The 25,478-nt window shown below is 69.4% G+C and carries 28 protein-coding genes; 8 read left to right on the top strand and 20 right to left on the bottom strand.

Features of this window, described 5'->3' with window-relative positions:
* From ACYVIO_RS23440 to ACYVIO_RS23430, 3 genes are all read right to left on the bottom strand, one after another.
* Positions 1-513 (bottom strand): hypothetical protein, encoded by a 513-nt coding sequence (locus tag ACYVIO_RS23440; RefSeq protein WP_460653007.1) that lies wholly within the window; start codon positions 511-513, stop codon positions 1-3.
* On the bottom strand, positions 510-1,226 hold the full coding sequence (locus tag ACYVIO_RS23435; RefSeq protein ID WP_460653006.1) for a slipin family protein: 717 nt from the start codon (positions 1,224-1,226) through the stop codon (positions 510-512). Before ACYVIO_RS23435 ends, ACYVIO_RS23440 begins: the two co-directional genes overlap by 4 nt.
* A gap of 303 nt (positions 1,227-1,529) precedes the next feature.
* Complete coding sequence (locus ACYVIO_RS23430; RefSeq protein ID WP_460653005.1) at positions 1,530-2,303, bottom strand: sulfite exporter TauE/SafE family protein; 774 nt, start codon at positions 2,301-2,303, stop codon at positions 1,530-1,532.
* A gap of 133 nt (positions 2,304-2,436) precedes the next feature.
* On the opposite strand from ACYVIO_RS23430, the gene ACYVIO_RS23425 reads away from it, so the two are divergent.
* Together ACYVIO_RS23425 and ACYVIO_RS23420 are read left to right on the top strand one after the other, a co-directional pair.
* Entirely contained in the window at positions 2,437-2,826 is a 390-nt protein-coding gene (locus tag ACYVIO_RS23425) for a YciI family protein (RefSeq protein ID WP_460653004.1), read from the top strand.
* A 10-nt stretch (positions 2,827-2,836) separates the two neighbouring features.
* Positions 2,837-4,117: an RNA polymerase sigma factor gene (locus ACYVIO_RS23420; RefSeq protein ID WP_460653003.1), complete on the top strand. Its 1,281-nt coding sequence runs from the start codon at positions 2,837-2,839 to the stop codon at positions 4,115-4,117.
* 123 nt (positions 4,118-4,240) lie between these two features.
* Here the strand turns inward: ACYVIO_RS23420 and ACYVIO_RS23415 are convergent, their stop codons facing one another.
* Positions 4,241-5,593 (bottom strand): FAD-binding oxidoreductase, encoded by a 1,353-nt coding sequence (locus tag ACYVIO_RS23415; RefSeq protein WP_460653002.1) that lies wholly within the window; start codon positions 5,591-5,593, stop codon positions 4,241-4,243.
* 211 nt (positions 5,594-5,804) lie between these two features.
* Here ACYVIO_RS23415 and ACYVIO_RS23410 point away from each other — a divergent pair, with 211 nt between their 5' ends.
* A complete protein-coding gene (locus ACYVIO_RS23410; RefSeq protein ID WP_460653001.1) occupies positions 5,805-6,608 on the top strand; it encodes a hypothetical protein in 804 nt (267 codons plus the stop codon).
* Positions 6,609-6,804: 196 nt separating this feature from the next.
* Here the strand turns inward: ACYVIO_RS23410 and ACYVIO_RS23405 are convergent, their stop codons facing one another.
* From ACYVIO_RS23405 to ACYVIO_RS23355, 11 genes are all read right to left on the bottom strand, one after another.
* Complete coding sequence (locus tag ACYVIO_RS23405; RefSeq protein WP_460653000.1) at positions 6,805-7,572, bottom strand: HIT family protein; 768 nt, start codon at positions 7,570-7,572, stop codon at positions 6,805-6,807.
* A 70-nt stretch (positions 7,573-7,642) separates the two neighbouring features.
* Positions 7,643-9,406, bottom strand: a complete 1,764-nt coding sequence (locus tag ACYVIO_RS23400; RefSeq protein WP_460652999.1) for a proline--tRNA ligase — start codon at positions 9,404-9,406, stop codon at positions 7,643-7,645.
* 102 nt (positions 9,407-9,508) lie between these two features.
* Complete coding sequence (locus ACYVIO_RS23395; protein WP_460652998.1) at positions 9,509-9,877, bottom strand: DoxX family protein; 369 nt, start codon at positions 9,875-9,877, stop codon at positions 9,509-9,511.
* 29 nt (positions 9,878-9,906) lie between these two features.
* Positions 9,907-11,229, bottom strand: a complete 1,323-nt coding sequence (locus ACYVIO_RS23390) for a M14 family zinc carboxypeptidase (protein WP_460652997.1) — start codon at positions 11,227-11,229, stop codon at positions 9,907-9,909.
* 82 nt (positions 11,230-11,311) lie between these two features.
* On the bottom strand, positions 11,312-12,136 hold the full coding sequence (locus ACYVIO_RS23385; protein WP_460652996.1) for a GNAT family N-acetyltransferase: 825 nt from the start codon (positions 12,134-12,136) through the stop codon (positions 11,312-11,314).
* 69 nt (positions 12,137-12,205) lie between these two features.
* The gene (locus tag ACYVIO_RS23380; protein ID WP_460652995.1) at positions 12,206-13,480 is read right to left on the bottom strand and encodes an MFS transporter; all 1,275 of its coding nucleotides are present in this window, start codon (positions 13,478-13,480) and stop codon (positions 12,206-12,208) included.
* Positions 13,470-13,946 carry a GNAT family N-acetyltransferase gene (locus ACYVIO_RS23375; protein ID WP_460652994.1) on the bottom strand — a complete coding sequence of 159 codons (477 nt, stop codon included), beginning with the start codon at positions 13,944-13,946 and terminating at the stop codon, positions 13,470-13,472. Before ACYVIO_RS23375 ends, ACYVIO_RS23380 begins: the two co-directional genes overlap by 11 nt.
* The gene (locus ACYVIO_RS23370) at positions 13,943-14,587 is read right to left on the bottom strand and encodes a VOC family protein (RefSeq protein ID WP_460652993.1); all 645 of its coding nucleotides are present in this window, start codon (positions 14,585-14,587) and stop codon (positions 13,943-13,945) included. The genes ACYVIO_RS23375 and ACYVIO_RS23370 overlap by 4 nt, the downstream gene beginning before the upstream one ends.
* On the bottom strand, positions 14,584-14,745 hold the full coding sequence (locus ACYVIO_RS23365; protein WP_460652992.1) for a ribbon-helix-helix protein, CopG family: 162 nt from the start codon (positions 14,743-14,745) through the stop codon (positions 14,584-14,586). Before ACYVIO_RS23365 ends, ACYVIO_RS23370 begins: the two co-directional genes overlap by 4 nt.
* A 95-nt stretch (positions 14,746-14,840) precedes the next feature.
* A complete protein-coding gene (gene trxA, locus ACYVIO_RS23360; protein WP_460652991.1) occupies positions 14,841-15,176 on the bottom strand; it encodes a thioredoxin in 336 nt (111 codons plus the stop codon).
* A complete protein-coding gene (locus ACYVIO_RS23355; protein WP_460652990.1) occupies positions 15,157-15,540 on the bottom strand; it encodes a MerR family transcriptional regulator in 384 nt (127 codons plus the stop codon). Before ACYVIO_RS23355 ends, trxA begins: the two co-directional genes overlap by 20 nt.
* Positions 15,541-15,624: 84 nt before the next feature.
* Here ACYVIO_RS23355 and ACYVIO_RS23350 point away from each other — a divergent pair, with 84 nt between their 5' ends.
* Positions 15,625-16,155 carry an NUDIX domain-containing protein gene (locus tag ACYVIO_RS23350; protein ID WP_460652989.1) on the top strand — a complete coding sequence of 177 codons (531 nt, stop codon included), beginning with the start codon at positions 15,625-15,627 and terminating at the stop codon, positions 16,153-16,155.
* Here the strand turns inward: ACYVIO_RS23350 and ACYVIO_RS23345 are convergent.
* Positions 16,076-17,287 (bottom strand): MFS transporter, encoded by a 1,212-nt coding sequence (locus tag ACYVIO_RS23345; protein ID WP_460652988.1) that lies wholly within the window; start codon positions 17,285-17,287, stop codon positions 16,076-16,078. The two genes, ACYVIO_RS23350 and ACYVIO_RS23345, sit on opposite strands and share 80 nt — an antisense overlap.
* Before the next feature lie 79 nt (positions 17,288-17,366).
* Here ACYVIO_RS23345 and ACYVIO_RS23340 point away from each other — a divergent pair, with 79 nt between their 5' ends.
* Positions 17,367-18,488: an ArsR/SmtB family transcription factor gene (locus tag ACYVIO_RS23340; RefSeq protein WP_460652987.1), complete on the top strand. Its 1,122-nt coding sequence runs from the start codon at positions 17,367-17,369 to the stop codon at positions 18,486-18,488.
* On the opposite strand, the gene ACYVIO_RS23335 is transcribed toward ACYVIO_RS23340, so the two are convergent.
* From ACYVIO_RS23335 to dxr, 4 genes are all read right to left on the bottom strand, one after another.
* Positions 18,485-19,039 carry a nucleosidase gene (locus ACYVIO_RS23335; protein WP_460652986.1) on the bottom strand — a complete coding sequence of 185 codons (555 nt, stop codon included), beginning with the start codon at positions 19,037-19,039 and terminating at the stop codon, positions 18,485-18,487. The two genes, ACYVIO_RS23340 and ACYVIO_RS23335, sit on opposite strands and share 4 nt — an antisense overlap.
* Positions 19,040-19,136: 97 nt before the next feature.
* A complete protein-coding gene (ispG, locus tag ACYVIO_RS23330) occupies positions 19,137-20,288 on the bottom strand; it encodes a flavodoxin-dependent (E)-4-hydroxy-3-methylbut-2-enyl-diphosphate synthase (RefSeq protein WP_460652985.1) in 1,152 nt (383 codons plus the stop codon).
* Positions 20,289-20,316: 28 nt separating this feature from the next.
* Positions 20,317-21,627, bottom strand: a complete 1,311-nt coding sequence (locus ACYVIO_RS23325) for a M50 family metallopeptidase (RefSeq protein ID WP_460652984.1) — start codon at positions 21,625-21,627, stop codon at positions 20,317-20,319.
* Positions 21,624-22,850, bottom strand: a complete 1,227-nt coding sequence (gene dxr / locus ACYVIO_RS23320) for a 1-deoxy-D-xylulose-5-phosphate reductoisomerase (RefSeq protein WP_460652983.1) — start codon at positions 22,848-22,850, stop codon at positions 21,624-21,626. The genes ACYVIO_RS23325 and dxr overlap by 4 nt, the downstream gene beginning before the upstream one ends.
* Positions 22,851-22,956: 106 nt before the next feature.
* Between dxr and ACYVIO_RS23315 the strand changes: the two genes are divergently transcribed.
* The 3 genes from ACYVIO_RS23315 to ACYVIO_RS23305 all read left to right on the top strand — a co-directional run bounded on the left by ACYVIO_RS23315 (position 22,957) and on the right by ACYVIO_RS23305 (position 25,409).
* A complete protein-coding gene (locus ACYVIO_RS23315; RefSeq protein WP_460652982.1) occupies positions 22,957-23,535 on the top strand; it encodes a DUF1707 SHOCT-like domain-containing protein in 579 nt (192 codons plus the stop codon).
* 42 nt (positions 23,536-23,577) lie between these two features.
* Positions 23,578-24,153, top strand: coding sequence for a DUF1707 SHOCT-like domain-containing protein (locus tag ACYVIO_RS23310; RefSeq protein WP_460652981.1), 576 nt, complete (start codon positions 23,578-23,580; stop codon positions 24,151-24,153).
* Positions 24,154-24,245: 92 nt separating this feature from the next.
* On the top strand, positions 24,246-25,409 hold the full coding sequence (locus ACYVIO_RS23305; protein ID WP_460652980.1) for an acyl-CoA dehydrogenase family protein: 1,164 nt from the start codon (positions 24,246-24,248) through the stop codon (positions 25,407-25,409).
* Positions 25,410-25,478 lie beyond the last annotated feature (69 nt).

Below are 25,478 nucleotides of genomic sequence, written 5' to 3'. Positions count from 1 at the left end.
CTAGTCCTTCCAGGCGTGGTGCCAGTACTCGGCGACTTCGGCGGTCTGCTTGAGGATCGCGTCGGGCTGCGGCGGGGCCGGCCAGAACTGGAGCAGGTACCGGTCGATCGGCGGCTCGTCGTCCTTGACCGTGTCGGCCTCGGCGGCGGCGTCCATCCCGGTCGCGCAGTAGCGGACGCGGTAGTCGTCGATCGGCAGGTCGAGGTGGTGGATCGCCTCGCCGGCCCACTCGACCAGCGCGATCTCCTGCTCGGCCGGGCGGAAGGAGGCCTCGACGACCTCTTCCCAGGTGTCGTCGACGGGCGGTTGATCGGCGTACAGCTCGACGGTGAAGTGGGTCTGTCCGGTGTGCAGGCCGGTGGTCAGGAACAGGGTTCCCGGCAACGCGGCCCCGCACAGTCCGTTGGCCTGGCCCTGGTTCGACTCCGCCGGATCGCTCGCGAACGTCCCGCCGGACATCACGTAGATCTGGAAGTAGGAGACGTGCACCGGGCCGTCGTACAGGACCTTCATGCCCGAGACGGTAGTCCATCCGGAGTCAGTACGACGGTGGCGCCGGACTCGGCCGCGGCCTGGACCAGGCGCAGCGTCGCGAGGGCCGGGTGGTCGTCGAGCAGCTTGGCCGAGTTCGCCAGTGAGCGCAGTGCCGCCGCCTCGCCGCGGGCACGCTCGAGGGCCGCGCGACCGCGCTGGCGTTCGATCGCGGTCTCGGCGAGAGCCGTGCGCAGCTCGCCGATGACACCGAGGTCGCGGACGGCGACGTCGAGGATGGCGATCCCGAACTCGGCAGCCGTCGCCCGAAGGCTGCCGGGCGCGTGCTGCTGCTCCTCTTCGACGGACTGATCCGTACCTGCAAGTGCGGAGGTGACGGCGGCGCGGCCTTCGGGGCGGAGCAACTCGTCCAGCTCGTGGCGCCCGACGGCGTCCCGGATCTCCAGTTGCAGTGCGACGTGCAGCAGGTCCTCGGGGTTCTCGGCGCGCTCGACGAAGGCGCGCGCGTCGATCACCTTCCAGCGAGCGATCGCGGTGACGCGCACGGTCACGCCGTCCGCGGTGAAGATCTCCTGCCCGGAGACCGACAGCTGCCGGATGCGCCGGTCGATGCGCTCCTGCCGGGTCCGGCGGACCTGGCGGACGGTGTGCCGGCCGGGCTCGAGCTGGGACTCGAAGACGCCGTCCCGGTACACCAGGACCTGCTCGTGCGTCTGCACGGTGATCTTCGCCATCGTCCACTTCCTCTCGCCGGTCGTCTGGGTGGGCCGTTGCGATGGACGATCTGGCCCGGGGTCACCCCGGACCGCGGCGGAGGTCCCGGCTCGTGACGAGCAGCCGGGCCTGCAGAGCGTTGGGCCGGGACAGCGTGCCCCCGGGACAGATCTCTTTGTCCGATGCAAAGCGGCTGCCGGGGTACAACGCGCAGGACGGCTCCGGAGATCTCCGGTTCCGCTGCTGATCCGGCGGTTCCAGCTCAGTGTGGGGGCAGGCGGGGGCCTTGGGCAAACGCATTGCAGGACGTGGCTTTGGTTGCCTCAGGCAAAGACGTCGTAGCCGAGGCGGAGGATCAGCGCGCTGACCACGACCAGGAAGATGATCCGGACGAACTTGCTGCCGCGGGCGACCGCCGTACGGGCTCCGAGCAGGCCGCCGACCATGTTGGCGGCGCCCATCGTCAGGCCGAGCCCCCACAGCGGGGCGCCGTGCGCGGCGAAGACGGCGATCGCGCCGAGGTTCGTGGCGACGTTCGCGATCTTCGCCTTCGCGCTGGCGCGGAGGAAGTTGTAGCCGAGCAGGCCGACCAGCGCGAAGATCAGGAACGAACCGGTCCCGGGCCCGACCGCGCCGTCGTAGAAGCCGATCAGCAGGCCGACCGCGCCGGCGGCGACGTAGTGGTTGCGGCCGTCCCACCTGAGCGCGGTCCGGGCGCCGAGAGACGGCTTCAGGGCGGTGTAGATCGCGACGCCGATCAGCAGGACGAGCACGATCGGCTTGAACCAGCTCATCGGGATCTTCGTCGCCACCAACGCGCCGGCGGCCGCGCCGATCCCGGCCAGGATCGTCAACGGGATCACTGTCCGGCGGTCCGGGCGGACCTTGACGCCGAACGTGACCGCACTGGTCGCCGTACCGCACAGCGAGGAGATCTTGTTGGTCGACAGGATCTGCGCCGGCGACGCGTTCGGCAGCCCGAGCAGCATCGCGGGGAGCTGGATCAGGCCGCCACCGCCGACCACCGCGTCGATCCAGCCGGCCGCGAAGGCGGCGACCACCAGGAACACGACGGTCCACAAGGAGATATCAGGCACAACGCCCCCGGGATGCACTCACCCGTCCATCATCAGGTAAGGCCGTAGTACGAGTGAACCCTTACAGGGGTCGACGTGACCGGCTCCACAGAAACCAGCGGACGTGAACCGCGTGGGTCGCGACAATGGGGTGGTGAAGTTCTTGCTGCTGATCCACAACAATCCCGAAGCCCTGGAGGGCCTGACCGCCGAGCAGCGCCGCGCGCTGATCGGTGGGGACGACCTGGTCGACCGCATCGGCCGCCTGCGAGCCTCGGGCGAGCTGGTGCAGATCCTCGCCCTGGAGCTGCCGTCGTCGTCGAAGACCGTGCAGACGGTCGCCGGTACGCCGGTGATCTCGGACCGCCCGTTCCTGGAGACGAAGGAGTTCCTGGCCGGCGCGCTGGTGGTGGACGTCCCGTCGATCGAGCGTGCCCTGGAGATCGCCGCCGAGGTCCCGTACGCCGCCGTCCAACGCATCGAGGTCAGACCGGTGCGTGATTTGGACGAGGCAGGCCTCGCCCAACTGGACCCGGGCGAGTGATCTCGCGGCTGTGACTTCCGACGGAGAACTCGAAGCTGCGATTCGGGCCGGGGCTCCCAAGGCGTTGGCGACGCTCGTTCGGCGGTACGGGGTGTTCGACCAGTGCGAGGACGCCGTCCAGGAGGCGCTGCTCGCGGCCTCCACCCAGTGGCGCGCGCACGGCGTACCCGAACAACCGGTTGGTTGGTTGATCAGCGTCGCCACCCGTCGCCTGATGGACGGCTGGCGGCGCGACAACGCGCGCAGGCAGCGCGAGCTCACGGACTACCTGCGCACTCCGGTCGTGGACGAGCTCGAGGACACCGACGACACGCTGCGCCTGCTGATCCTCTGCTGCCACCCGACCCTCAGCGCGGCCTCACAGATCGCCCTGACCCTCCGCTCGGTGGGCGGCCTGACCACCGCCGAGGTCGCAGCGGCTCTCCTCGTCCCCGAGTCGACGGTCGCCCAGCGCATCAGCCGCGCCAAGCGCCTGATCAAAGACGCCGGCGCCCGCTTCGAACTCCCCACTGGCGAGCAGTACGACGAGCGCCTGCGCGCCGTACTGCAGGTGCTCTACCTGATCTTCAACGAAGGCCACACCGCGAGCTCCGGCGACGATCTCCAACGTCTGGACCTGGCCGTCGAGGCCCTGCGTATCACCCGCATGCTGCACGACTCGCTCACGCCTCGCCGCCCTCTGCCTCACTCCGCCGATGCAACTCCGGCCCCTGCTCCGGCTCCGGCCCCGCCGACCGGTGAGGTCGCCGGGTTGCTCGCGCTGATGATCCTCACCCACGCCCGCCGCGACGCCCGCACAGGTCTCGGAGGCGACCTCGTACCGGCCGACCGCCAGGACCGCACCCGCTGGTACACCTCCGAGATCGCCGAAGGCACCACCCTCATCGAGTCAGCGCTGCAGTCCGGCCGCGTCGGCCCGTACCAACTGGAAGCCGCCATCGCCGCGGTCCACAGCGAAGCAGACTCCGTCGAATCGACCGACTGGCAACAGATCGCCGGCCTCTACCGCATCCTCGCCGAGATCGACCCAGGCCCGATGGTCCGCCTCGGCCAAGCCGTGGCGGTCGCGATGACCGACGGCCCGGACGCCGGGATCGCGATCGTCGACGCCCTCGCCGACGACCGCCACCTCGGCGACCACCACCGCCGCCTGTCGGTCCTCGCCCACCTCCACGAACTCGCCGGCCGGTACGACGCCGCCCGCGCCCAGTACGAGGCCGCCCTCGACCGCACCCGCAACACCGCCGAACAGAACTACCTCCGCGACCGCCTCACCCGGCTACCCAGCTGACCCACGGCTGCCCTGGCCCCTCCGCGCCCTCTGCGGACTGCCGACTGACGCGTTGCTCGACGACTGGTCCGTACTTCGACGACTGGCCCGGTACACCGCGTCAGTGGTGAAACAACGAGCCAGTCAGGCGGTGCGCCCGATCGGCGGCACCGTCAGCGCCGTACTGAACACGCAATCCGGATCCACCGCGCGCTTCAACGCTGCCAGGCGGTCCCGGTGCGACTTCGGGAAGCACCGATCGACATCGGCGTCGGTCGGGTGCGACAGGAAGTTCCCGTACGCCCGCTCCGGCGCCAACTCCGCCCAGAGCTCCTCGAACTCCTCGATCTGACCGCCGTACATGTCGGTCGACCCCAGCAGCACCCCGTTCACCAGGAACCGCGCGTCGCGGTGAGCGAACGCCGTCGCATCCGCGCCGACCGCGCCGTACGCGCCACCAAGCGCCCGGATGTCCACCGCCATCGCCGGCATCCGCCGCCGCGCGTCGGCCAACCGCTCGACCAGCGCCGGGGTCAACTGCTCGAACATCCCGTTCCGCATCCGCGGCGTCCACCCCGGCGGCATCTGCTCGGTCGTCAGGATGTCGCCGTACGGGATCTCCGCCACGGTGTCGGTGATCACCGTGCCGAGCGCCCGCAGCGGCGCGAGCAGCCGCTCGGCATCCGCTTGATCACCCGAGATGCAGACCATGACCGCGACCGGCGCCTGTCGATCCGCGACCATCGTCGGCGGCAACTGCACCGACGACGACAGCTCGACGGGCGCATCCACCATGTACGCCGCCCAACCGCTCACCACCTGCTCGAGCTGCGTCCACGGGAACAACAGATTCCCGAACAGCACCGTCGGCTGGTGATCCGCCACTACGTCGTACGACGTCACAACGCCCAGGCTCCCAGCGGCCCCGCGAACACCCCAGAACAGCTCCGGCTCGTTCGCCGCATCCACCCGACGAGCAACACCGTCGGCGGTCACCACCTCGGCCGCCACCACACTGTCGAGCGCCAGCCCGAGCCGACGCACCATCCACCCGATCCCACCGCCACCCAGCAACCCACCGACCCCCACCGCAGCCGTATCCCCCGACGAAATCGCCAGCCCCGCACCACCCAGCTCCTTGGCAACCCGCCCCCACGTCGCCCCAGTCCCAATCCGAACCGTCCGACGATCCGGCAGAACAGTCACCTCGTCCAACAGCCCGACGTCGATCACCACTCCCCCGTCATTCGTCCCGAACCCAGCCGGATGATGCCCGCCACTCCGCACTGCCACCGGAAGCTGATGCTCCCCGGCGTACCGCAGCGCCGTCGCAATATCCTCGGCCCCGGCACACCGCACCACCACCGCCGGATACCCCTGCACGTTGAACGTCTTGCTCGCCACCTCGTACGTCGCGTCGACGTCGGTGAGCACCTCACCCTTCACCGCCGCCCTCAGCCCATCGATCCCGGACCGCGCAACCGAACTTCCCGTCATGGAGTCCCACCCATTCCAATCACCGGGCACCCCTTGATAGGCGCCACACCCCCTGATCGCAGCGACCCAACGATCCTCGACATCAATCGCCGAGAAATCTCAGAAACTTTCTCGAGCTGCCGATCCCCCGGACGCTGCCGACCGCTGCCGATCGGAACGCGCGCGGCCTTTGTGCGACAGTGAATCGACGTCTGTCGAGGAGCTGATCCGGATGACCTCATCGATCCTGCCGCCGGAGGACGAACACCTGACCACCGGCTGGGAGCCGGACGTCCCCGCCGCCGACTCACTCGTCCGCCAGGCAGTCCTCGCCCACGCGTCCTGGGCGGTCGCAGCAGCTCGCCGCGCCGATCGCCCCTGGTACGACGGCGACACCTGGGCCGGCGGCATCCTCGGCGACCGCGGCCCGATCACCAACTGGATCGTCCCGAAACAACCGGTCGACCCCGCCGAGGTGATCGCGTCCGTCGCCCGCGAACTCCCCCGCGACGTCCCTTACCTCTTCGTCAGCGCCTGGCCAACGCACGACCTCACGCCGTACGGCCTGGCCCTGGCAGGCCATCCCCCGCTGATGATGCGGTTCCCCAGTACGCCGATCACGCCGCCGACCACGGACCTCGAAATCCGCCAGGTCACCGACGAACCCGGCCTCGCCGACGCCGAACGGGTCCTCATCGAGGGCTACCCGCTCCCCGAACTCCAGCCGTACCAGCCCGGCTCTCTCTACTCCCCCACGTTCCTCGCCGACGACACCGCCGCCTGGGTCGCGTACGACGGCAGCACACCCCTCGCCACCTCAGTAGCCCACACCGCCCACGGCCTCACCGTCGTCGAGAACGTCGCCGTCCTCCCCCAGGCCCGAGGCCAAGGCGCCGGCGCCGCCATCACCTGGGCCGCCACCACCCACCACCCCACCCAACCCGCCACCCTCATCGCCAGCGACGCCGGCCAACCCGTCTACCAACGCCTCACCTACCACCGCCTGGAACGCTGGACAGTCTGGGTCCGCCCCTGACCCACCCGTCCACCATCCCGCCACGCGAACCTGCACCACCCGACTGACGCCCAGGCCCGCGCCAGCCCGACCACCTGTCACCGCCATCCCCACCTTCATCCCCACCGCCACCGACTGCCCCACATTCGCCTGCCCACCGACGCGCAGCACCCACCAACCACCCGATACACCGCGCGATAGCGTTCACCCGGCCCAGTCACCCACCTGACAAGTGGTGCACGTCGAGCAGCGAGCCCGTCTCGGCCGGCGGCCGTCGCGGAGGCCGTCTGGCGACGTCCCCGCGTCGCTGGCGAGCCCCGCACTTGAGTCCGATGAACCACCAGCTGACAGCAAGACTGCGAAATCGCCTGGTCGCAGGCAAGCGTCGTCGGACGCAACTAGGTGCCAGGCCAGCCGTGAACGGGCGGGTGCTGCTGGCGATCGACACGGCCCGCGTCACCTCCGATGAGCTTCTCGCACGAGGCATTCCGGGACGGCCACGTGCGCGTTGCCCGCTATCTGCTCGACGCCCTCGCTCGACAGGAGGCCGATCAGGAAGCCGGCCGGCGAGCTGCTTGTGCAACTCGTCCAGCGATGCGCCGGCTCCTGCGTCTGGGGTCCAGTCGGTCAGAGGACGATCACCCGTCCAGCGCGGGACCAGGTGGAAGTGGAGGTGGAAGACCTCCTGGCCGGCCGCGGGACCGTTGGCTTGGAGGAGGCTGACTCCCTCGGCTGGGAGGCGAGCGAGCAGGAGCCGGGTCGTCTGCTGCAGGGCGGGACCGACGGCAGCCACAGCCTCAACAGCGCCCTCGGCAGTCAGATCGACGACGTGAAGCCGTGGCACAACGAGCGTGTGCCCCCGGCGCAATGGGCGGATGTCCAGGAACGCGACCGCCGAATCATCCTCGTACAGCACCCGCGCCGGCAGGCGTCCCGCGACGATGGCGCAGAAGGTGCAGGCATCGTCTGTCGCCTGGTCATCCATCGGTCTCCTGTCCTGGAAGCGCGGAAGCCCCTCGTCAACTTCGACGAGGGGCTTCTGACGGGTGGAGCTACTAGCTGCGGACGACCTCGACCAAATGGGCGACGACCTGGTCGACCGGTACGTCGGAGCGCTCGCCGGAGCGGCGGTCCTTGACCTCGATGGTGCCGTCGGCGAGGCCCTTGCCGACCACGGCGATGGTCGGGACACCGAGCAGCTCGGCGTCCTTGAACTTCACGCCCGGCGAGACCTTCTCGCGGTCGTCGTACAGGACCGTGAGGCCATGGGACTCCAGCGCGGCGGCGATCTCGGCTGCCTTGGTGAAGACCTCGGCGTCCTTGCCGGTGGCGACCAGGTGGACGTCGGCCGGCGCGATCTCGCGCGGCCAGATCAGGCCGATCTCGTCGTGGTTGCCCTCGGCGATCGCGGCGACGGCGCGCGTCACGCCGACGCCGTACGAGCCCATCGTGACCGTGACGAGCTTGCCGTTCTGGTCGAGCACCTTGAGGTCGAGCGCGTCGGCGTACTTCTGGCCGAGCTGGAAGATGTGTCCCATCTCGATGCCCCGCGCGGCCGACAGCGGACCCGAGCCGTCCGGCGCGTCGTCACCGTCGCGCACCTCGGCGGCCTGGATCGTGCCGTCGGCGGTGAAGTCGCGGCCGTGCACCAGGTTGATCACGTGGTACCCGGCCTTGTCCGCGCCCGTCACCCACGCCGAGCCCTCGCCGACGCGCGGGTCGAGCAGGTACCGAATGCCGGAGCTGTTCTCCTTGCCGAGCACGCCCGGACCGATGTACCCCTTGGCCAGCGCCGGGTTCTTCGCGAAGTCGCCGTCCTCGAACGCGGCGACCTCGGCCGGCTCGACCTGCGCGCCGAGGCGCTTCTCGTCGATCGCCCGGTCACCCGGTACGCCGATCGCCAGCGGCTCGCGGGTCCCGTCCGGGTGCACCAGCATGACCAGCACGTTCTTCAACGTGTCGGCGGCCGTCCACTCCCGGCCGTCGGTGCGCGCGTGCTTCGCGTTCAGCGCGTCGACCAGCGTGTCGATGGTCGGCGTGTCCGGGGTGTCGACGACCTCGGCCGCCGGCACGTCAGCGAAGTCCACCGCGGCGGTCTGCGGCACAACGACAGCCTCGACGTTGGCCGCGTACCCACCCGGGGAGCGGACGAAGGTGTCCTCGCCGTTCTCCGCGATCGCCAGGAACTCCTCCGAGGCCGACCCGCCCATCGCGCCGGACATCGCCTGCACGATCACGTAGTCGAACCCGAGCCGGTCGAAGATCGCGATGTACGCCTTGCGATGCAGGTCGTACGACGTCTGCAGCCCGGCCTGGTCGATGTCGAAGGAGTAGGAGTCCTTCATCACGAACTCACGCCCACGCAGGACGCCGGCCCGCGGCCGCGCCTCGTCGCGATACTTGTTCTGGATCTGGTAGATCGACAGCGGCAGGTCCTTGTACGACGAGTAGAGGTCCTTCACCACCAGGGTGAACATCTCCTCGTGCGTCGGCCCGAGCAGCATGTCGGCGCCCTTGCGGTCCTTCAGCCGGAACAGGTTCGGCCCGTACTCGGTCCAGCGGCCGGTCGCCTCGTAGGGCTCGCGCGGCAGCAGCGACGGGAAGACCAGTTCCTGCGCGCCGATCGCGTTCATCTCGTCGCGGACGATCTTCTCGACGTTGCGCAGCACCCGCAGGCCCAGCGGCAGCCAGGTGTACATCCCGGGCGCGGTACGGCGGATGTAGCCGGCGCGGACGAGCAGCTTGTGGCTCGGGACCTCCGCGTCCGCCGGGTCCTCGCGAAGGGTGCGGAGGAACAACGACGACATACGCAGAATCACGGGAATCTCCAGGCAATGACCAGTAGGACAGAAACTTCGGACACCAAGGAGGATATCCGTCCGGCGCATTCCGTCCGACCAGTTATCCCCAGCCCCCTCTGCCTAGACCTCGCGCGACGCCTTCAGCGCCGCCCGGATCAGCGGAACCTGCAGCGGCAACCGCCCGAAAGCGATCGCCTTGGCGCGCCCGGATCCCTTCCGGTTCACGTCGAGCGCCATCTGCACGTTGGCCGGGAACACCGCGGCCAGCAGCGCCACGCTGGCCAGCCCGGCCGCCCGCCGCGTCCGCGGGTGGAGCAACCCCGCGGCGCAGGCCAGTTCGGCCACCCCGGAGGCGTAGACCAGCTCCTTCTTGGCCGGTAACGCCTTCGGGACGATCCGTTCGAACGGTTTCGGCTTGACGAAGTGCAGCACGCCCATCACCGCGAACATGCCCGCCAGCCCCGTGGTGCTCCTGCTCCGACGACTCATGGGCACCACCTTATTACCTGCCAGTAAAACTAGGGCAGCGTCCCGTACGGCGTGGCCGCCGCCTTCGCGGCGTACAGGAAGGCGCCCTTGTTCTTCGGCCAGAACGTCGAGTCCATGCACGCGTACGCCGGCATGAACCCGCTGCAGGCTCCCGACCCGGCCCCGACCTCGAACGTGTACGACGGCACGCCGCGCGTCCCGTACAGCCAGTCGTCGGTCGCGCCCGGCGCGAAGTACCCGACCCCGCCGTCCCCGGTCGACACCGGGTACCCGTTGAACGCGCCCATCTTCTTGCCCAGGGCAACCAGCGCGGCCCGGTTCGGCGCGGCCGTGTTGGTGTACCCGTACGGCGCGAGGATGTCGTTGCCGTAACTGTGCAACGTCAGGAACACCCCAGTGGTGTCCGAGCCGGCCGGCGAGCCCACGTCACCCTTGGTGTCGCGGAACAGCCGGTCCAGCAGCCCCTGGATCGCGGCCGTCTCCGGCTCGGACTCCGCCTCCGTCCCCGGGTACGTCTCGTCGCACGGACCGCCTTCCTGCGGGTCCCACTGGAAGCTCGAGTTCCGGTTCAGGTCGATCCCGGCCGACGCGGCCGGGCAACCACCCACAGTGTTGTTCACGTTCTTGCGCTGCATCACCGGCCGGTTCGGCGAGGAGGCAACGACGTCGACGCCGTCCGGGTTGGCCATCGGCACCACCCACAGCTCACGCGTGTCCATCAACGAAGTGATCTCCGCGTCCTTGCCGTACGACGACACCAGCAGGTCGATCCACTTGTACGCCAGCTCGCCGGTCGACAGCTCCCGCGCGTGGATCTGCGCGTGCAGCACGAACTTCGGCTTCTTCCCGGTGCTGCTCAGCGTGCAGTCGCCCGCCGCGAGCTTGGTGATGCACAGGGCCTGGATGTCGTGACCGCCCTGGCCCTTCGTCTTCTTCCACGAGTCGCCGATGTCGTACAGCTTGACCAGGTCCGGGTGCGCCGAGGCGACGGCCGCATTGTGCTCCTCGTGCCCGGTCGACGTGTGGTAGCCGCCGTAGTAGGTGCCGGCGGCAGCGGCACCGCGCGGGAGCGGCTGGTAGACGTCACCGACCTTACCGAGCTCGACGCCGCGGTCACGCAGCCGTGCGACCTCGTCGGGCGTCGCGACGACGACCGGGCGGGAGCCGTGGCCGTGGCTGATGTCGTAGCCGTCGCGAATCAGCCCGGCGACCGTCGTACCGGCCGGGAGCTTGAGCGAGTAGTACGCCGGTTCAGGAGCGGCCACCGGAGGTGCCGCACTCCCCGAGGGGGCGACGACGACAGCGGCGGCAGCGAGGGCCAGGCAGGCCAGGGGGACAGCGATTTTCCGCATGGGTTTCCTTCCGCGGGGCGGGGCGGTTCGGAACAGCAAACCTCACCCGCGGTCGCCGTACCATCACAGCGAGCGCTCAGCCTCAGAACAGGATGGTCGCGAAGGTCTCGACGGTCCGGAAGCCGACGCGCTCGTACGCCGCCCGCGCGGGCGTGTTGAACGCGTTCACGTACAGCGTCACCACCGGCGCGATCTGGCGGGCCAGCTCGACCACAGCGGCCATGCCGGGCGCGGCCAGTCCCTGACCACGACGCTCCGGATCGACCCAGACGCCCTGGATCTGGCAGACGCCGGTCCCGACCGATCCGACCTCGGCCTTGAACACGACCTTGCCGTCCTCGATCCGCGCGAACGCGCGCCCGGCACGGATCAGCTCGGCGACGCGTGACCGGTAGAAGGTGCCGTCGGGTCCGGTCTGCGGCGGGACGCCGACCTCTTCGGTGTACATCGCGACGCACGCCGGGTAGAGGATGCCCAGGTCAACCGGTTCGACCGCGCGGACCAGCGGATCGGGCTCGACCTCGGGCGGTCCGTCGATCACCATGAACGGCTGCTCGCCACGGATCTCACGCGCCGGACCCCAGTGCGGTTCGAGTGCGGTCCACAGCTGGTCGACGGCGACGGCAGGTCCGAGGATCTGGAAACACGTGCGTCCACGACGCAGCGCGTACGCCGCGAAGGCGCGCAACGCGGCCTCGCCCGCGCCGACCGGAACCATGTTGCCGCCGGCATGGCACAACGACTCGAGCACGCCCTTCTCGACGTACCCCCAGACCTCGGCGCCGCGGCGCGGATCCAGCCCGGACGCCTGCACGAGGCTGTCCACGAACACGTTCACGACAGGGTCGCGAGCGATGACGGCCCTCGCCGCTGAGAGGTCGCGAGGACCCAGAACCCGTACGCCCACGCGGAGAACCTAGCTGATTGTGGCCGTTCTGGCGCGTAGCGGGTCGGTTCCGGCTTCCACCGCGTCGAGTCAGGCTTGCACCGGGTCGCCTTCGGATGCCAGGCGACGCAGGGGCGAGGTCCACGCGACCAGTACACCGGTGAACGCGAAGACGCCGAGCACCAGCATCCCGGTGCGCACACCGAGGTGACTGCCGAGCACACCACCGGTGACCGAGCCGAGCGTCCAGCCGACTCCCCACGACAGCATCCGGCCCGCGGTGTTGACCCGGCCGAGCAGGTGTTCGGGGGTGACCTGCTGGCGGTACGAGATCGAGTTGACGATCACCAGCACGTACGCCGAACCCCAGACCAGCAAGGCGATCGCGGCCAGCGGCCAGGTCGGCATCAGCGGCGTCACCACCCCGAGCGCGGCCGACGCCGACAGTGCGTACAACGTAATCCCGGCGGGCTGCATCCGGCGCAGCAGCCGCGGCAGACCGGATGCGGCCGCGAGCGCGCCGATCCCCCACGCGCCGTACACAAGGCCGAAGCGCAGACCCGACGTACCGATGTGCAGGACGCGATCGGTCCAGACCACCATCAACGCCATGAAGCCGCCGCCGGCGAAGGACTGGATGCTGCCGACGATCGTCATCGTGCGGACGCCGGGATGGCGGACCAGGAAGCGCACGCCTTCGGCGATGTCGGCGAAGACCACGCGCGGCCGCAGCGGTGCCCGACCGGCCCGCTGCTCCGACATCGCACGGATGATGCCGCGGATCGCCAACGCGGACGCGGCGAAACTCAACGCGTCGAGCGCGAGCAGGGTCGCGGGGTTCATGACCGCGAGCGCGAGGCCGGCCAAGGCCGGGACAAGCAGCTCGACCAGGCTGGACGCCGACCACACGACCGCGTTCGCCTGCGCGACTTGAGCGCGTCCGACCAGTACCGGCAGCGCGCCGAAGTTGGCGCCGTCGAAGAACGTCGCGACGCCCTGGACCAGGAACGCGACGACCAGGACCTGCGCGACCGTCAATCCGCCAAGCCAGTAAGCGATCGGCACGGAACTGATCAGCCCGGCGTTGACCAGGTCCGCCGCGACCATCACTCGTTGGCGATTCCAGCGATCTGCCAAAGCGCCCGCGAACAACCCCGCCAGCAAGTACGGCGCCGCTTCGAGCGCGGTGACCAGGGCGGTCAGCAACGGCGATCCGCTCAACCGGTAGACGAGCACCGGCAGCGCGATCGCCGTCACCATCGATCCGGCCGTCGACAGGACCCGGCCGAGCCAGTACCGCCGGAAGTCCGGATCGTCCCGCAGCCGCACCTGGGCCGCGGGCGTCACCGTGTCGTCAGAGGGCACGACTCATCCACATCAACTCTTCGCCGAGATCCCGGGACGGCGTCCGCGCCGCCGGGCCGAAGCCGTTGCGCCGGTAGAAGCCGATCGCCTTCTCGTTGCCGACGACGACGTCCAGCAGCAACTCGGTCGTCCCTGACGGCAGCGCGGCGATCGCGGCGTCGAGCAGCGCCTTGCCGACGCCGCTGCCCTGGTGATCGGGCAGCACGTAGAGCTTCCACATCACCCAGAACCCCTCCTCCTGGCCGAGCCCGGTCATCCCGACGATCTCCCCCGCGGGACCTGCTGCGACCAGTGTGACCCCGCGCGTGATCCCGCGCTCGACCGCGGCCGGGGACCACCACGCGGCCAGGCCCTCGGCGATGAACTCGGGCGACGCGAGGCCGTCGTACGCGACCGGCCAGGTCCTCAGCCCGATCTCGCGGACCGCCTCGACGTCGTCAAGGGTCGCCGGGCGGACGGCGATCATCCGTGCACCCGGACCGGCTGGCCGTCGGGGTCGGTGATCTCGATCGTTCGGTCGTTGAGTTCTGCGCTGTACCCGGCGGCCTGCAGCCGGTTGGTCACATCAGGCAGCGGCTCGGTGGTACGGAGGTCGAGCCGTACGGCGAAGTCGCCGGCCTGGTCGAAGGTGACCGGCTGCCGGACTCCGAGGAACTCCAGGAACGGGACCCACTCCTGCGTCGCGCCGGAGAGATGCGGACTGACCGTCAGCCGGGGATCCGGCGGCGTCTGATGGAGCTTGTACCCGTACAGGTCCTCGGAGCGCTCGTCGATCCAGATCACCAGCCCGCCGGGCGCGGTGACCGACAGGACCCGGCCGTACGCCTCGTCCCAGGTCGTCGCATCCTCGTGGCCTGCGGCAATCAATCGGTCCTTGAGCTGATCGATGTCGTCGGTCTCGAACGACAGCCGGGTGTCACCGTGCTTGCCGCCGGTCGACGACGACTCCGCGTCGTGCAGCGCGACCAAACCGTCGCCGGCCACCATGTCCACCCAGCTACCCTGCTCCCCCTCGACGCGCGGCGCCAGGCCGAGCGTCTCCAGGAACCGCCGCATCGCCTGCACGTCCGCCGTGAACCGCAACGGCCGGATCACCATGTCGTTCATCCTCGGGCCTCCCCGTGCTTGTCCAGGTACTCCGCCAGCGCCTGCTCGACCAGCGCCGACAGGCTCGCTTCCTCGTCGATCGCCTTGTGCTTCACCCGGCGAATCAGCTCGGGTGGCAGGTAGACGTTGAACTGCGCCTTCTTGGTCTCTTCGGGCATGGATAGAATGCTAGCACGCTACTAAGCTACAGATCTAGGTATCGCTCGAGGCGAGAGCCGTGGCCGTCCGGTGGACGACCACGGCTCTCGGCGGGTCAGACGGCGGCGGTGAGCAGTGCGTCGTCGAGGTTCTTCAGGAGCCAGGCCTTCGGGCGCGCGCCGACGACAGACCAGATCAGCTCGCCGTGGTGGAACAGCATCAGCGTCGGGAGCGCCATCACCCGGTAGCGGGCGGGGATCTCCGGGTTCTCGTCGGCGTTGAGCTTGACCACGCTCAGCCGGTCGGCGCGCTCGACGGCGATCTGCTCCAGCACCGGCACGATCTGGTGGCACGGCGGGCACCACTGCGCCCAGAAGTCCACCAGGACGGGCCTGTCGGCGTCGAGGACGACCTCGTCGAAGTTGCCTTGGTCAACAACCTGCAGGGTCATGCGGTCTCCTTCTCCAGTTCTCGGCATCGGCGAGGAGGCCGGTGAGCTTGCCGCGCAGGTCGGACAGCTCGGCGATCCGCCGATCCACCTCCGCGATCCGCAGCCGGTACGCCGACAGCGACGCCGGGCACACGTCGGCCCGGTCGTTGCCGGCCCGCAGGCACTCGATGAACGGGTAGGTCTGCTCCGCGGTCAGCCCGAGACTCAGCAACGCCTTCACCTCGCGGACGATCACGACGTCCTCCGCGCTGTACCGGCGGTAGCCGTTCGGCTCCCGCTCGGGCTTCAGCAGCCCTTGCGACTCGTAGTACCGCACCGCCTTGACCGTCACACCGGCCTCGGCCGCCAGATCCCCGATCTGCATCCCGCCTCCTCGTCACCGACGCTAAACCCTGCCCCTGGGGTCAAGGTCAAGCCTACGTTTGCCACTCCCCCCAGAATGGTGCGCATGATGCTCGGGAGCTTTCGGCACGATCCGGACCTGGACCTGACCGGGCGGACCCTGCAGCGCACCGCCGTACGGGGTGCGCTGTTTCGTGGGGACGAGCTGCTGATGCTCGGGTCGCGGCACGGTGACTACAGGTTCCCCGGTGGTGGGGTCGAGGCCGGTGAGGATCAGTCGGCGGCGTTGCAGCGCGAGTACATCGAGGAGTGCGGCCTGGCCGGCGTCGAGGTCGGACTGTCGTTCGGCAGCACGATCGAGTACCTGCGATCACTTGAACCGGAGTACCGCGTCTTCAAGATGACGTCGCACTACTTCTACTGCTCATCCTTGACCGAGGGTTTCGGCGAGCAGTTCCTGGAGGGCTACGAGGCCGAGCTCGAGCTGGTCCCCCGCTGGATCACCGTCGCCGACGCCCTGCAGGCCAACCGGGCCGTGCAGGAGCGGGGCGTCGGCGTCATGCGGTGGCTGGTGCGGGAGACAAAGGTGCTCGAGCATCTGCTGACTGTCGCGCCACCTTCGCCAGCGGGCGCGTGAGCACGGCCGAGGCGAGCAGGGACAGTACGGCGAGGCCGGTGATCGCTGTGGTCGGGCCGACCAGATCGGCGCTCGCACCGGCGATCACTGCGGTGACGCCGAAGGTCGTCATGCGCAACGCGGACTCGAGACCCAGCACCTGCCCGCGCAGCTCTATCGGAGTGGCGTCGGTGAGCAGCTCCTGCTGAGCCAGCGAGGCGCCGTACCCGGTGCAGGCCACAGCAACGAGCGCAGCCAGTACGCCGAGCGGCAGGTGGAAGGCGAAGCCCAGGAACGGTACGGCGAGCAGGAACCGCAGGTACGCGCTGACCTTCCGGCGTGAGGTCCGGCCGAGGAATCGGCCGATCACCAGGTCGCCGGTCATCATGCCGGCGGCACCTGCCGCCAGGAGCAGCCCGGCACCCGCACCGGCGTACGGGACGAAGAGGGCCTCGCAGCCGACGATCAGCCCGTTGGGAATGCACAGGGCGAGCAGGAGCGGGCGGGTACTCGGCCGCTGCAGCAGGGCGCGATTGCCGCGCCAGGTCTCGCGGAGACTCGTCCGGGCCATCCTGCGCGGGGCACGGTCCTGCAGGCCGTAGCGGAGGACCGGGATCGCCAGTGCGGCGAAGACGGTCGCCAGCCAGAAGACCTGGTTCGGGTTGAGGAACTGGAGCAGCAGTCCGGCCGCGCCGAAGCCGGCGATCTGCATGGCGCCGACGGAGAGGTTCATCGCCGAACGGCCGAGCACGAACTGGTCCGGCGCGACCACCTCGTTCAGCAGACCCCAGCGGACGCCGGCGCCGATACTCAGGCCGTAGGCCACGGCCAGGGTGAGCACCACGCGCGCGGCCGACGAGAGCTCGAACGCCGCCTGGGCCGCGACGGCACCTGTCGAGAGGGCGGCGAGCAGGACGAGGATCCGCCGCGGGCGGGCGGTGTCGGCAGCGGACATCAGCGTCGACGCGCCGACCACCTGCGCCAGCGACGGGCCGAACATGACGAACGCCGTCAGCAGCGCCGAGCCCGTCTGGTTGTTCACCACGATGGCGAGGGTGAGGCTCGTCATCGTCGACGACGCGTTGCCCAGCGCACTACTGAGCCACAAGCTACGGAACTCGGAGCGGCGGAAGATCTCGCGGTAAGTGCTCATGCTCAAACCCTCGCCGTACGCCGGCCGCCCGCCTACAGTTTCGCCTGGAGCCGAAACGTCACTGCATCGGAGGTGTCCCTTGTCCGAGTTCCTGGTCGACGCCGACGTACTGGTCAACGCACGCTTCGGCACCTCCCAGCTGACCGAGACGGTGTCAGCTCTCAAGATGCTCCGACAACCTTCCCAACCCTGGTACCGAGCCTGGCGCGACCTCCACCTCCCCGGCTGGCAGGCCGAACTCGCCGCCCACCCCCTGGGAGCCGCCGTCCTCGACGCGGCATTCGGCCCCCGCTGGACCGCCGACTTCCTCACGGTCCCGCCACTGGCCCCCGACCTCACCTTCGAGGAGGAAATCGCCCCACTGGCCGCCCTCCCCGACGACCACATCCGCGCCGACCTGCTCGTCACCCGCTCCCCCGACGAATCCTCCTTCGCCGGCACCATCCGGAACGCGCGCGTACCTGCCGAATCCAGCGCCACCCGCGACTCCCCGCCTGATGCCGGCGCGCGCCCGGCGGCAGGTTCGGGCTCCACCGACCCGAGCCGATCAGCCCGGGACGTTCCCGCGTCCCAGGACCCAAGTCTGCTCCCCCGATTGGTTGCCGAGGGCGACCATCTCGCCGCCGAAGTGGCCGGACTGCTGCGCTGGATCTGGACCACAACCATCGAACCCGACTGGCCCCGCCGCTACCGCGTCCTGCAAGCCGACATCGTCTCCCGCACCTCGAGCCTCAGCGCCCGCGGCTGGTCCGGCGTACTGGAAGGCCTCGGCCCTGACATCCGTTGGCTCGGCGACGGCCGTCTTCAGGTCAACCGCACGAACTTCCCGCCGACCGACGTCCGCGGGCACGACCTGATGTTCATCGCGACCCATGCCCTGCGCTCCAGCGTGACCTGGCGCCTGCCCGACCAGTTCGCGATCAACTACCCGGTCAGCGGCATCTTCGCCGCCGTCCAGCCGCTCGCCGAACCACTCGTCCGCCTGCTCGGCCGCAACCGCGCCCGAATCCTCGTCGAAGCAGCCACCCCAGTCAGCACGACATCCCTGGTCGCAACCACAGGCCTCTCGCTCGCCAGCGTCGCCGACCACCTCCGCGTCCTCTCCGACGCAGGCCTGCTCCACCGCCGCCGCTCCGGCCGCCAGGTCCTCTACTGGCAAACCACCACCGGCCGAGACATCACCACTGGCCAGCCGAACTAGCTGATCCCAGTCTCCTGCCGCACCCACTCCGCGAGCACCTTCCCCGCAGCATCAACCTGCGCCGGCCAATCCAGCGCGGTGTCATCAGCGGAGTCCGACACGTACTTCACCAACCGCACCGGTACGCCGAACTCCCGGCACGCGTACGCAACGCCGTACGCCTCCATGTCGACCAGATCCGCCCGCTCCGCCAGCCGATCACGCAGCACCGGATCGGCGACGAACACATCCCCGGACGCCAGCACCGTCCCGTCACCACCGTCGATCGGCAGAATGTCCGCCATCGGCAGCCCGAGCCCGCGCAGGGCATCGGCATTCACATCGTGGTTGAGCACCTGACTCGGCAGATACAGCCCAGCCAGCCCATCCCTGAGCGCCCCGGTCGTCCCGACGTTGAGCACCACCAGGTCCGACGTATCCATCCCCGCCAACGCCTTCGCGGTAGCCACGGCCGCCGCGGTCTTGCCCACCCCGGTCAGCACCACCGGCACAGCATCGGGAACGTACTTCGCCTCGCCCGCCACCGCGCTGACCACCAGATACCGAGTCACGCCCCGAAGCGTACCGGCGCCGAGCAACGCAAAGGTGCCCCGGCCAAAGACCGTGGCACCTTCACGACAACTGTTTCCGAGCTTTCCGGGGTACGGACTAGCCGACGGTGACCGTCGGCTCGCCGCCGTCGACGCTCTCGCCCATCTCCTCGGCGATCCGCATCGCTTCCTCGATCAGGGTCTCGACGATCTGCGACTCCGGCACCGTCTTGATCACCTCGCCCTTGACGAAGATCTGGCCCTTGCCGTTGCCGGAGGCAACACCCAGGTCGGCCTCGCGCGCCTCACCCGGACCGTTCACCACGCAACCCATCACGGCGACGCGCAGCGGCACCTCCATGCCCTCGAGCCCGGCGGTGACCTGCTCGGCCAGCGTGTACACGTCGACCTGGGCGCGCCCGCAGGACGGGCAGGAGACGATCTCGAGCTTGCGCTCGCGCAGGTTCAGCGACTGCAGGATCTGCAGGCCGACCTTGACCTCCTCGACCGGCGGCGCGGACAGCGAGACGCGGATCGTGTCACCGATGCCCTTCGACAGCAGCGCGCCGAACGCGACCGACGACTTGATCGTGCCCTGGAACGCCGGGCCCGCCTCGGTCACACCGAGGTGCAGCGGCCAGTCGCCACGCTCGGACAGCATCTCGTACGCCTTGACCATCACGACCGGGTCGTTGTGCTTGACCGAGATCTTGAAGTCGTGGAAGTCGTGCTCCTCGAACAGCGACGCCTCCCAGACCGCGGACTCGACCAACGCCTCAGGAGTCGCCTTGCCGTACTTCTCCAGCAACCGCGGGTCGAGTGAGCCGGCGTTCACGCCGATCCGGATCGAGGTGCCGTGATCCTTGGCGGCCTTGGCGATCTCCTTGACCTGGTCGTCGAACTTGCGGATGTTGCCCGGGTTGACCCGGACCGCCGCACAGCCGGCCTCGATCGCCGCGAACACGTACTTGGGCTGGAAGTGGATGTCGGCGATCACCGGGATCTGCGAGTGCCTGGCGATCTCCGGCAGCGCCTCGGCGTCGTCCTGCGACGGGCAGGCGACCCGGACGATGTCGCAGCCGGCCGCGGTCAGTTCCGCGATCTGCTGCAGCGTGGTGTTGACGTCGGAGGTCAGCGTCGTCGTCATCGACTGCACCGACACCGGTGCGTCGCCACCGACCAGCACCTTGCCCACCTTGATCTGGCGGGTCTTGCGGCGCGGGGCGAGGGTCGGCGGAGGCAGCGCGGGCATGCCCAGGGAGATGCTCATTGGTCCTTTGTCCGTGAGGGGGTGAGGGTCATCCGTTGAAGAGCCGGATCGGGTTGACGATGTCGGCGATGACGAGCAGCACGCCCATCACCACGATCACACTGGCCGCGACGTACGCGATCGGCAGCAGCTTGGCCACGTCGACGTAGCCCGGGTCGGGCCGGCCGAGCAGCTTGGCGAAGCCGCGCTTGATGCCTTCCCAGATCGCGCCGAGCATGTGCCCGCCGTCCAGCGGCAGCAGCGGGATGAAGTTGAACAGGGCAAGGAACAGGTTCAGCGAGGCGAGCAGCGAGACCAGGAACGCGATCCGCGCACCGCCGGTCAGGTCCTGGTTCGACGCGACCTCGCCGGCCACCCGGCTGGCGCCGACGACGCTCATCGGGCTGTCCTGGTCGCGGTCGCCGCCGACGATCGACTTGGCCACCCCGACCAGCTTCTCGGGGAAGTTGCCGAGGGCCTTGACGGTGGCGACCGTCAGCTCACCCATCTTGTCGACCACGAAGCCGAAGTCCTGCCGCTCGACCTTCTGCTCCGGCGAGACGCCGAGGAAGCCGACCTGGACGAACTTGTCGGAGTTCGCGTCGTCGCGGACCTGGTTGACGATGGTCGAGGTCTGCAGCGTGGTCGGCTGACCGTTGCGCTCGACGACGATCGTGGCCGGCTTGTCGGTGTTGGCGCGGATCAGCGGGGTCAGCTGGTCCCAGCTGTCGATCGTCGTGCCGTTGAAGGAGACGATCTTGTCGCCGACCTGGAAGCCCGCCTGCTTGGCCGGCGACACCTGGTCACCGGTCTGGCACTTGCGGTCGGCCGAGGCCTGCGAGGCCGGGACGACGCAGTCGGTCACGGTCGCGACGGTGGTCTGGGCGACGTTCGCGCCGTACAGCATGAACAGGCCGCCGAACAGGACGAACGCGATCACCACGTTGACCAGCGGCCCGGACGCCATCACGATCAGCTTCTTCCACCACACCTTCTGGTAGAACAGCCGGCCGTCGTCACTGGCCTCGATCGTCTCGTACTCGGCGCTGCGGGCGTTCTCGACCATCGACTGGATCGGCCCGGTGTTGGCCTTGCGGACCTTGGTCGGGTCCTGGCCCTTGGCCGGCGGCATCATGCCGATGATCCGGACGAACCCGCCGGCCGGGATCGCCTTGATCCCGTACTCGGTCTCGCCACGCTTGACCGACCAGATCGTTCGGCCGAAGCCGACGAAGAACTGCGTCACCTTCATCCCGAACAACTTGGCCGGGACCATGTGACCGACCTCATGCAGGCCGACCGAGACGAGAATGCCCACGACGAACAGAACCACGCCGATGAGGGTCAGTAGAGCGGTCATGCCTGTGTGGTCTCCTGGCCGTTGTCGTTGCCGGCGCCGGTCAGCTCACGGGCCCGGGTGCGTGCCCAGGCGTCCGCGGCGAGCACGTCGTCGATGGACAGTTCCTCGTACGAGGGTACGTCGTGCTCGGTCACCACCCGGGCGACGGTGTCGACGATCGCCAGGAACGGCAGCCGGCCGTCCCGGAACGCCTGCACGCAGACCTCGTTCGCCGCGTTGAACACCGCCGGGGCGGTGCCGCCCCTGGTCCCGGCCTCGCGCGCCAGCTGGACCGAGGGGAACGCCTCGCCGTCGAGCGGCAGGAACTCCCAGCGGCTCGCCTCGGCGAAGTTCCAAGGCGGTGACGCGTCCGGTATCCGGTCGGGCCAGCCGAGGCCGAGCGCGATCGGCAGCGTCATCGTCGGCAGGCCGACCTGCGCGATCGTGGCGCCGTCGTAGAACTCGACCATCGAGTGCACCGCCTGCTGCGGGTGCACGACGACGTCGACGCGGTCGATCGGTACGCCGAACAGCAGGTGCGCCTCGATCAGCTCGAGGCCCTTGTTGACCAGGGTGGCCGAGTTGATCGTGACGACCGGGCCCATCGCGAAGTTCGGGTGCGCCAGCGCCTGCTCGACCGTCACCTCGGCCAGCTCGGACCGGGCCCGGCCGAGGAACGGCCCACCGCTCGCGGTCAGCACCAACCGGCGTACCTCGTCACCGCTGCCGCCGCGCAGGCACTGGGCGATCGCGCTGTGCTCGGAGTCGACCGGCACGATCTGCCCCGGCTTGACCCGGCGCGTGACCAGCGGCCCACCGATGACCAGGGACTCCTTGTTGGCCAGGGCCAACGTGTTGCCCGCGTCGAGCGCGGACAGCGTCGGCCGCAGCCCGAGCGAGCCGGTGATGCCGTTCAGTACGACGTCGCACGGCAACGCCGCGAGCTCGCTGGACGCGTCCGGCCCGGTCAGGATCTTCGGGATCCGGAATTGGCCCTGCGCGTACCCCCGCCGCTGCGCCTCGGCGTAGAACGCGAGCTGCAGGTCCTGCGCCACCGTCGCCTTGGCGACCGCCACCACGTCGACCTCGAACTCCAGCGCCTGCCGAGCCAACAGGTCGACGTTGCCGCCACCCGCCGACAGCGCGCTCACCCGGAACCGGTCGCGGTTACGCCCGATCAGCTCCAGGGCCTGAGTGCCGATGGAGCCGGTCGAGCCGAGAATGACGACGGTACGCGGATTCACAACGCCATTGTTTCAGGTCCGCCCCCTCCCCAGCGATTCGCCGTACGACGTCCTGTGGACAACTCGTCACGCGCCGTGGCCCCACCTCGCGACTACCGTGCTGGGCATGAGTCTCGAGCACCCCCAACCCGGTCTGCGCGCCACCGACCAGGACCGGGACCGAGCGGCCTCGATCGTCCAGGAGGCCCACGGGGACGGGCGCCTCGACGTCGAGGAACTGGACGAACGGATCACCCGCGTCTACTCGGCCAAGACCCAACTCGAGCTCAAGGCGATCACGTCCGACCTCGTGCCGCTGCCCGTCGTACAAGGCCCTGCTCGACAGGTCCTGACTGTCCGCTCCGAGCACCGCACACAGGTCCGTGACGGCGCCTGGCGAGTCCCTCCGCAGATCATCGCCGAGGCCGTGCACTGCCGGATCAGGTTCGACTTCACCGCGGCGCTCGTGGAGACCGCCGAGATCCAGGTCGACGCGACCGCCCGGCACGGCACGGTGGTGCTGATCGTCCCGGAGGGCTGGCTGGTCGACATCGAGGACGTCCAGGTCAAGCACGGAACGGTCCGCAACCGGACCCGCTCACCCGGTACGGCGGGAGCGCCGGTCCTGCTGCGTGTGACCGGTCGGGCCATCCACAGCCGGATCATCGTCCGGCACGCTCGATCCTGGGGTCGGCGGCGGGGCTGATTCCCGGCGCGGCGGACCGCTCACGGCGATACCTTTGGCCTTATGAGTCTGGAACAGCCGCCGCCTGCCCGCCGTGCGTCCGATCGGGACCGGGAGCAGGCCGCCTCGGTGGTGCAGGAAGCGCACGGCGACGGCCGGCTCGACTTCCAGGAGCTGGACGACCGGCTGACCCAGATCTACGCCGCCAAGACCGAGATCGAACTGCGTGCGGCGACCGCCGATCTCGTCCCGGTCGAGCCCGCCGGTGCGGCCGAGCTGACGATCCGGGCGAAGCACAGTGCGCAGAAGCGGGAAGGTGCCTGGCAGGTCCCCGAGCGGGTGGTCACGCTCGCCGAGCACTCCAGCATGAAGCTCGACTTCACCGATGCCGTCGTACGGCGTCCTGAGGTGCATGTGGCGACCGAGCTCAAGCACAGCTCGATGACCATCATCGTGCCGGCCGGCTGGGTGGTGAACCTCGACGACATCGACGTCGTCGGCAGCTCCGCCAACAACAAGACCGGCCCGGCCACACGCGACGGCGTCCGGCTGGTCGTCACCGGTTCGGCGAAGTGGAGCTCGGTCACCGTCCGGCACCCGCGCAAGCGGCGTTGGTGGTGGCCGTTCTACAGCAAGTGAGGATTTCCGCACCCTCGAGGTGAGGCAATCCACAACCAGCTGTGGGGTTTTCCCCAGGGACGACCGGCTCGGGTTCCGGATAGTTTGACGGCATGACCGTTTCCCTGGACCTCGTCGACGTCGACTCGCTGCTCACCGAGGAAGAGCTCGCCATCCGGGCGACCACTCGCCGCTTCGCCGACGAGCGCCTGCGCCCGTCGCTGCCCGAGTGGTTCGAGTCGGCGACGATCCCCGCGCGTGACCTGGCCAAGGAGCTCGGCGCGCTCGGGCTGCTCGGCATGCACCTGACCGGGTACGGCTGCGCCGGGCTGGGACCGGTCGCGTACGGGCTGGCCTGTCTGGAGATCGAGGCGGCCGACTCGGGCATGCGCTCGCTGGTGTCGGTGCAGGGCTCCCTCGCGATGTACTCGATCTGGAAGTACGGCAGCGAGGAGCAGAAGACCGAGTGGCTGCCGCGGATGGCGGCCGGTGAGGCGATCGGCTGCTTCGGGCTGACCGAGCCGGACTTCGGCTCCAACCCCGGCGGGATGCGGACCAACGCGCGGCGTGACGGCGACGACTGGATCCTGAACGGGTCGAAGATGTGGATCACCAACGGTTCGGTGGCCGACGTCGCGGTGGTCTGGGCGCGCACCGACGACGGCGTGCGCGGCTTCGCCGTACCGACTGACACTCCGGGGTTCTCGGCACCGGAGATCACGCGCAAGCTGTCGTTGAGGGCGTCGGTGACGTCCGAGCTGATCCTGACCGACGTCCGGCTGCCGGCGTCCGCGATGCTGCCCGAGGCGCGCGGGCTGTCGGGTCCGCTCGGCTGCCTGAACGAGGCGCGGTTCGGGATCATCTTCGGTGCGATGGGCGCGGCCCGGGACTGCCTCGAGACGGCCATCTCGTACGCCGGTGAGCGGCAGGTGTTCGACAAGCCGCTGTCGGCGTACCAGCTGACGCAGGCCAAGCTGGCCGACATGGCCGTCGAGCTGAACAAGGGCGTCCTGCTCGCGGTCCACCTCGGCCGGCTGAAGGAGAAGGGCACGTTGCGGCCCGAGCAGGTCAGCGTCGGCAAGCTCAACAACGTCCGCGAGGCGATCGCGATCGCCCGCGAGTGCCGCACGATCCTGGCCGCGAACGGGATCAGCGGGGAGTACCCGGTGCTCCGGCACGCCAACAACCTCGAGTCCGTGCTCACCTACGAGGGCACGTCCGAGGTGCACCAGCTGGTGATCGGCCAGGCGCTGACCGGGCAGTCCGCCTTCCGCTGAGCCGGCAGGCGGCGCCGCGGAGCCGTCAGTCGCAGGGCCGCTGAGCCGTCAGGACGCGGCGCCCGGCCC

Source organism: Kribbella endophytica (genome assembly GCF_054781295.1).
Note: the sequence above shows the minus strand (reverse complement) of the source record. Positions and strands in the feature narration are given on the sequence as shown.

What these genes read in the sequence shown, in the direction of transcription:
- ACYVIO_RS23345 (WP_460652988.1), bottom strand. Translation starts at nt 17,287, where the DNA reads ATGAGCACTTACCGCGAGATCTTCCGCCGCTCCGAGTTCCGTAGCTTG.
- ACYVIO_RS23310 (WP_460652981.1), top strand. Translation starts at nt 23,578, where the DNA reads ATGAGTCTGGAACAGCCGCCGCCTGCCCGCCGTGCGTCCGATCGGGAC.
- ACYVIO_RS23305 (WP_460652980.1), top strand. Translation starts at nt 24,246, where the DNA reads ATGACCGTTTCCCTGGACCTCGTCGACGTCGACTCGCTGCTCACCGAG.
- ACYVIO_RS23440 (WP_460653007.1), bottom strand. Translation starts at nt 513, where the DNA reads ATGAAGGTCCTGTACGACGGCCCGGTGCACGTCTCCTACTTCCAGATC.
- ACYVIO_RS23325 (WP_460652984.1), bottom strand. Translation starts at nt 21,627, where the DNA reads ATGACCGCTCTACTGACCCTCATCGGCGTGGTTCTGTTCGTCGTGGGC.
- ACYVIO_RS23405 (WP_460653000.1), bottom strand. Translation starts at nt 7,572, where the DNA reads ATGGATGACCAGGCGACAGACGATGCCTGCACCTTCTGCGCCATCGTC.
- trxA (WP_460652991.1), bottom strand. Translation starts at nt 15,176, where the DNA reads ATGACCCTGCAGGTTGTTGACCAAGGCAACTTCGACGAGGTCGTCCTC.
- ACYVIO_RS23315 (WP_460652982.1), top strand. Translation starts at nt 22,957, where the DNA reads ATGAGTCTCGAGCACCCCCAACCCGGTCTGCGCGCCACCGACCAGGAC.
- ACYVIO_RS23435 (WP_460653006.1), bottom strand. Translation starts at nt 1,226, where the DNA reads ATGGCGAAGATCACCGTGCAGACGCACGAGCAGGTCCTGGTGTACCGG.
- ispG (WP_460652985.1), bottom strand. Translation starts at nt 20,288, where the DNA reads ATGAGCATCTCCCTGGGCATGCCCGCGCTGCCTCCGCCGACCCTCGCC.
- ACYVIO_RS23410 (WP_460653001.1), top strand. Translation starts at nt 5,805, where the DNA reads ATGACCTCATCGATCCTGCCGCCGGAGGACGAACACCTGACCACCGGC.
- ACYVIO_RS23375 (WP_460652994.1), bottom strand. Translation starts at nt 13,946, where the DNA reads ATGATCGCCGTCCGCCCGGCGACCCTTGACGACGTCGAGGCGGTCCGC.
- ACYVIO_RS23355 (WP_460652990.1), bottom strand. Translation starts at nt 15,540, where the DNA reads ATGCAGATCGGGGATCTGGCGGCCGAGGCCGGTGTGACGGTCAAGGCG.
- ACYVIO_RS23370 (WP_460652993.1), bottom strand. Translation starts at nt 14,587, where the DNA reads ATGAACGACATGGTGATCCGGCCGTTGCGGTTCACGGCGGACGTGCAG.
- ACYVIO_RS23350 (WP_460652989.1), top strand. Translation starts at nt 15,625, where the DNA reads ATGATGCTCGGGAGCTTTCGGCACGATCCGGACCTGGACCTGACCGGG.
- ACYVIO_RS23395 (WP_460652998.1), bottom strand. Translation starts at nt 9,877, where the DNA reads ATGAGTCGTCGGAGCAGGAGCACCACGGGGCTGGCGGGCATGTTCGCG.
- ACYVIO_RS23415 (WP_460653002.1), bottom strand. Translation starts at nt 5,593, where the DNA reads ATGACGGGAAGTTCGGTTGCGCGGTCCGGGATCGATGGGCTGAGGGCG.
- ACYVIO_RS23390 (WP_460652997.1), bottom strand. Translation starts at nt 11,229, where the DNA reads ATGCGGAAAATCGCTGTCCCCCTGGCCTGCCTGGCCCTCGCTGCCGCC.
- ACYVIO_RS23365 (WP_460652992.1), bottom strand. Translation starts at nt 14,745, where the DNA reads ATGCCCGAAGAGACCAAGAAGGCGCAGTTCAACGTCTACCTGCCACCC.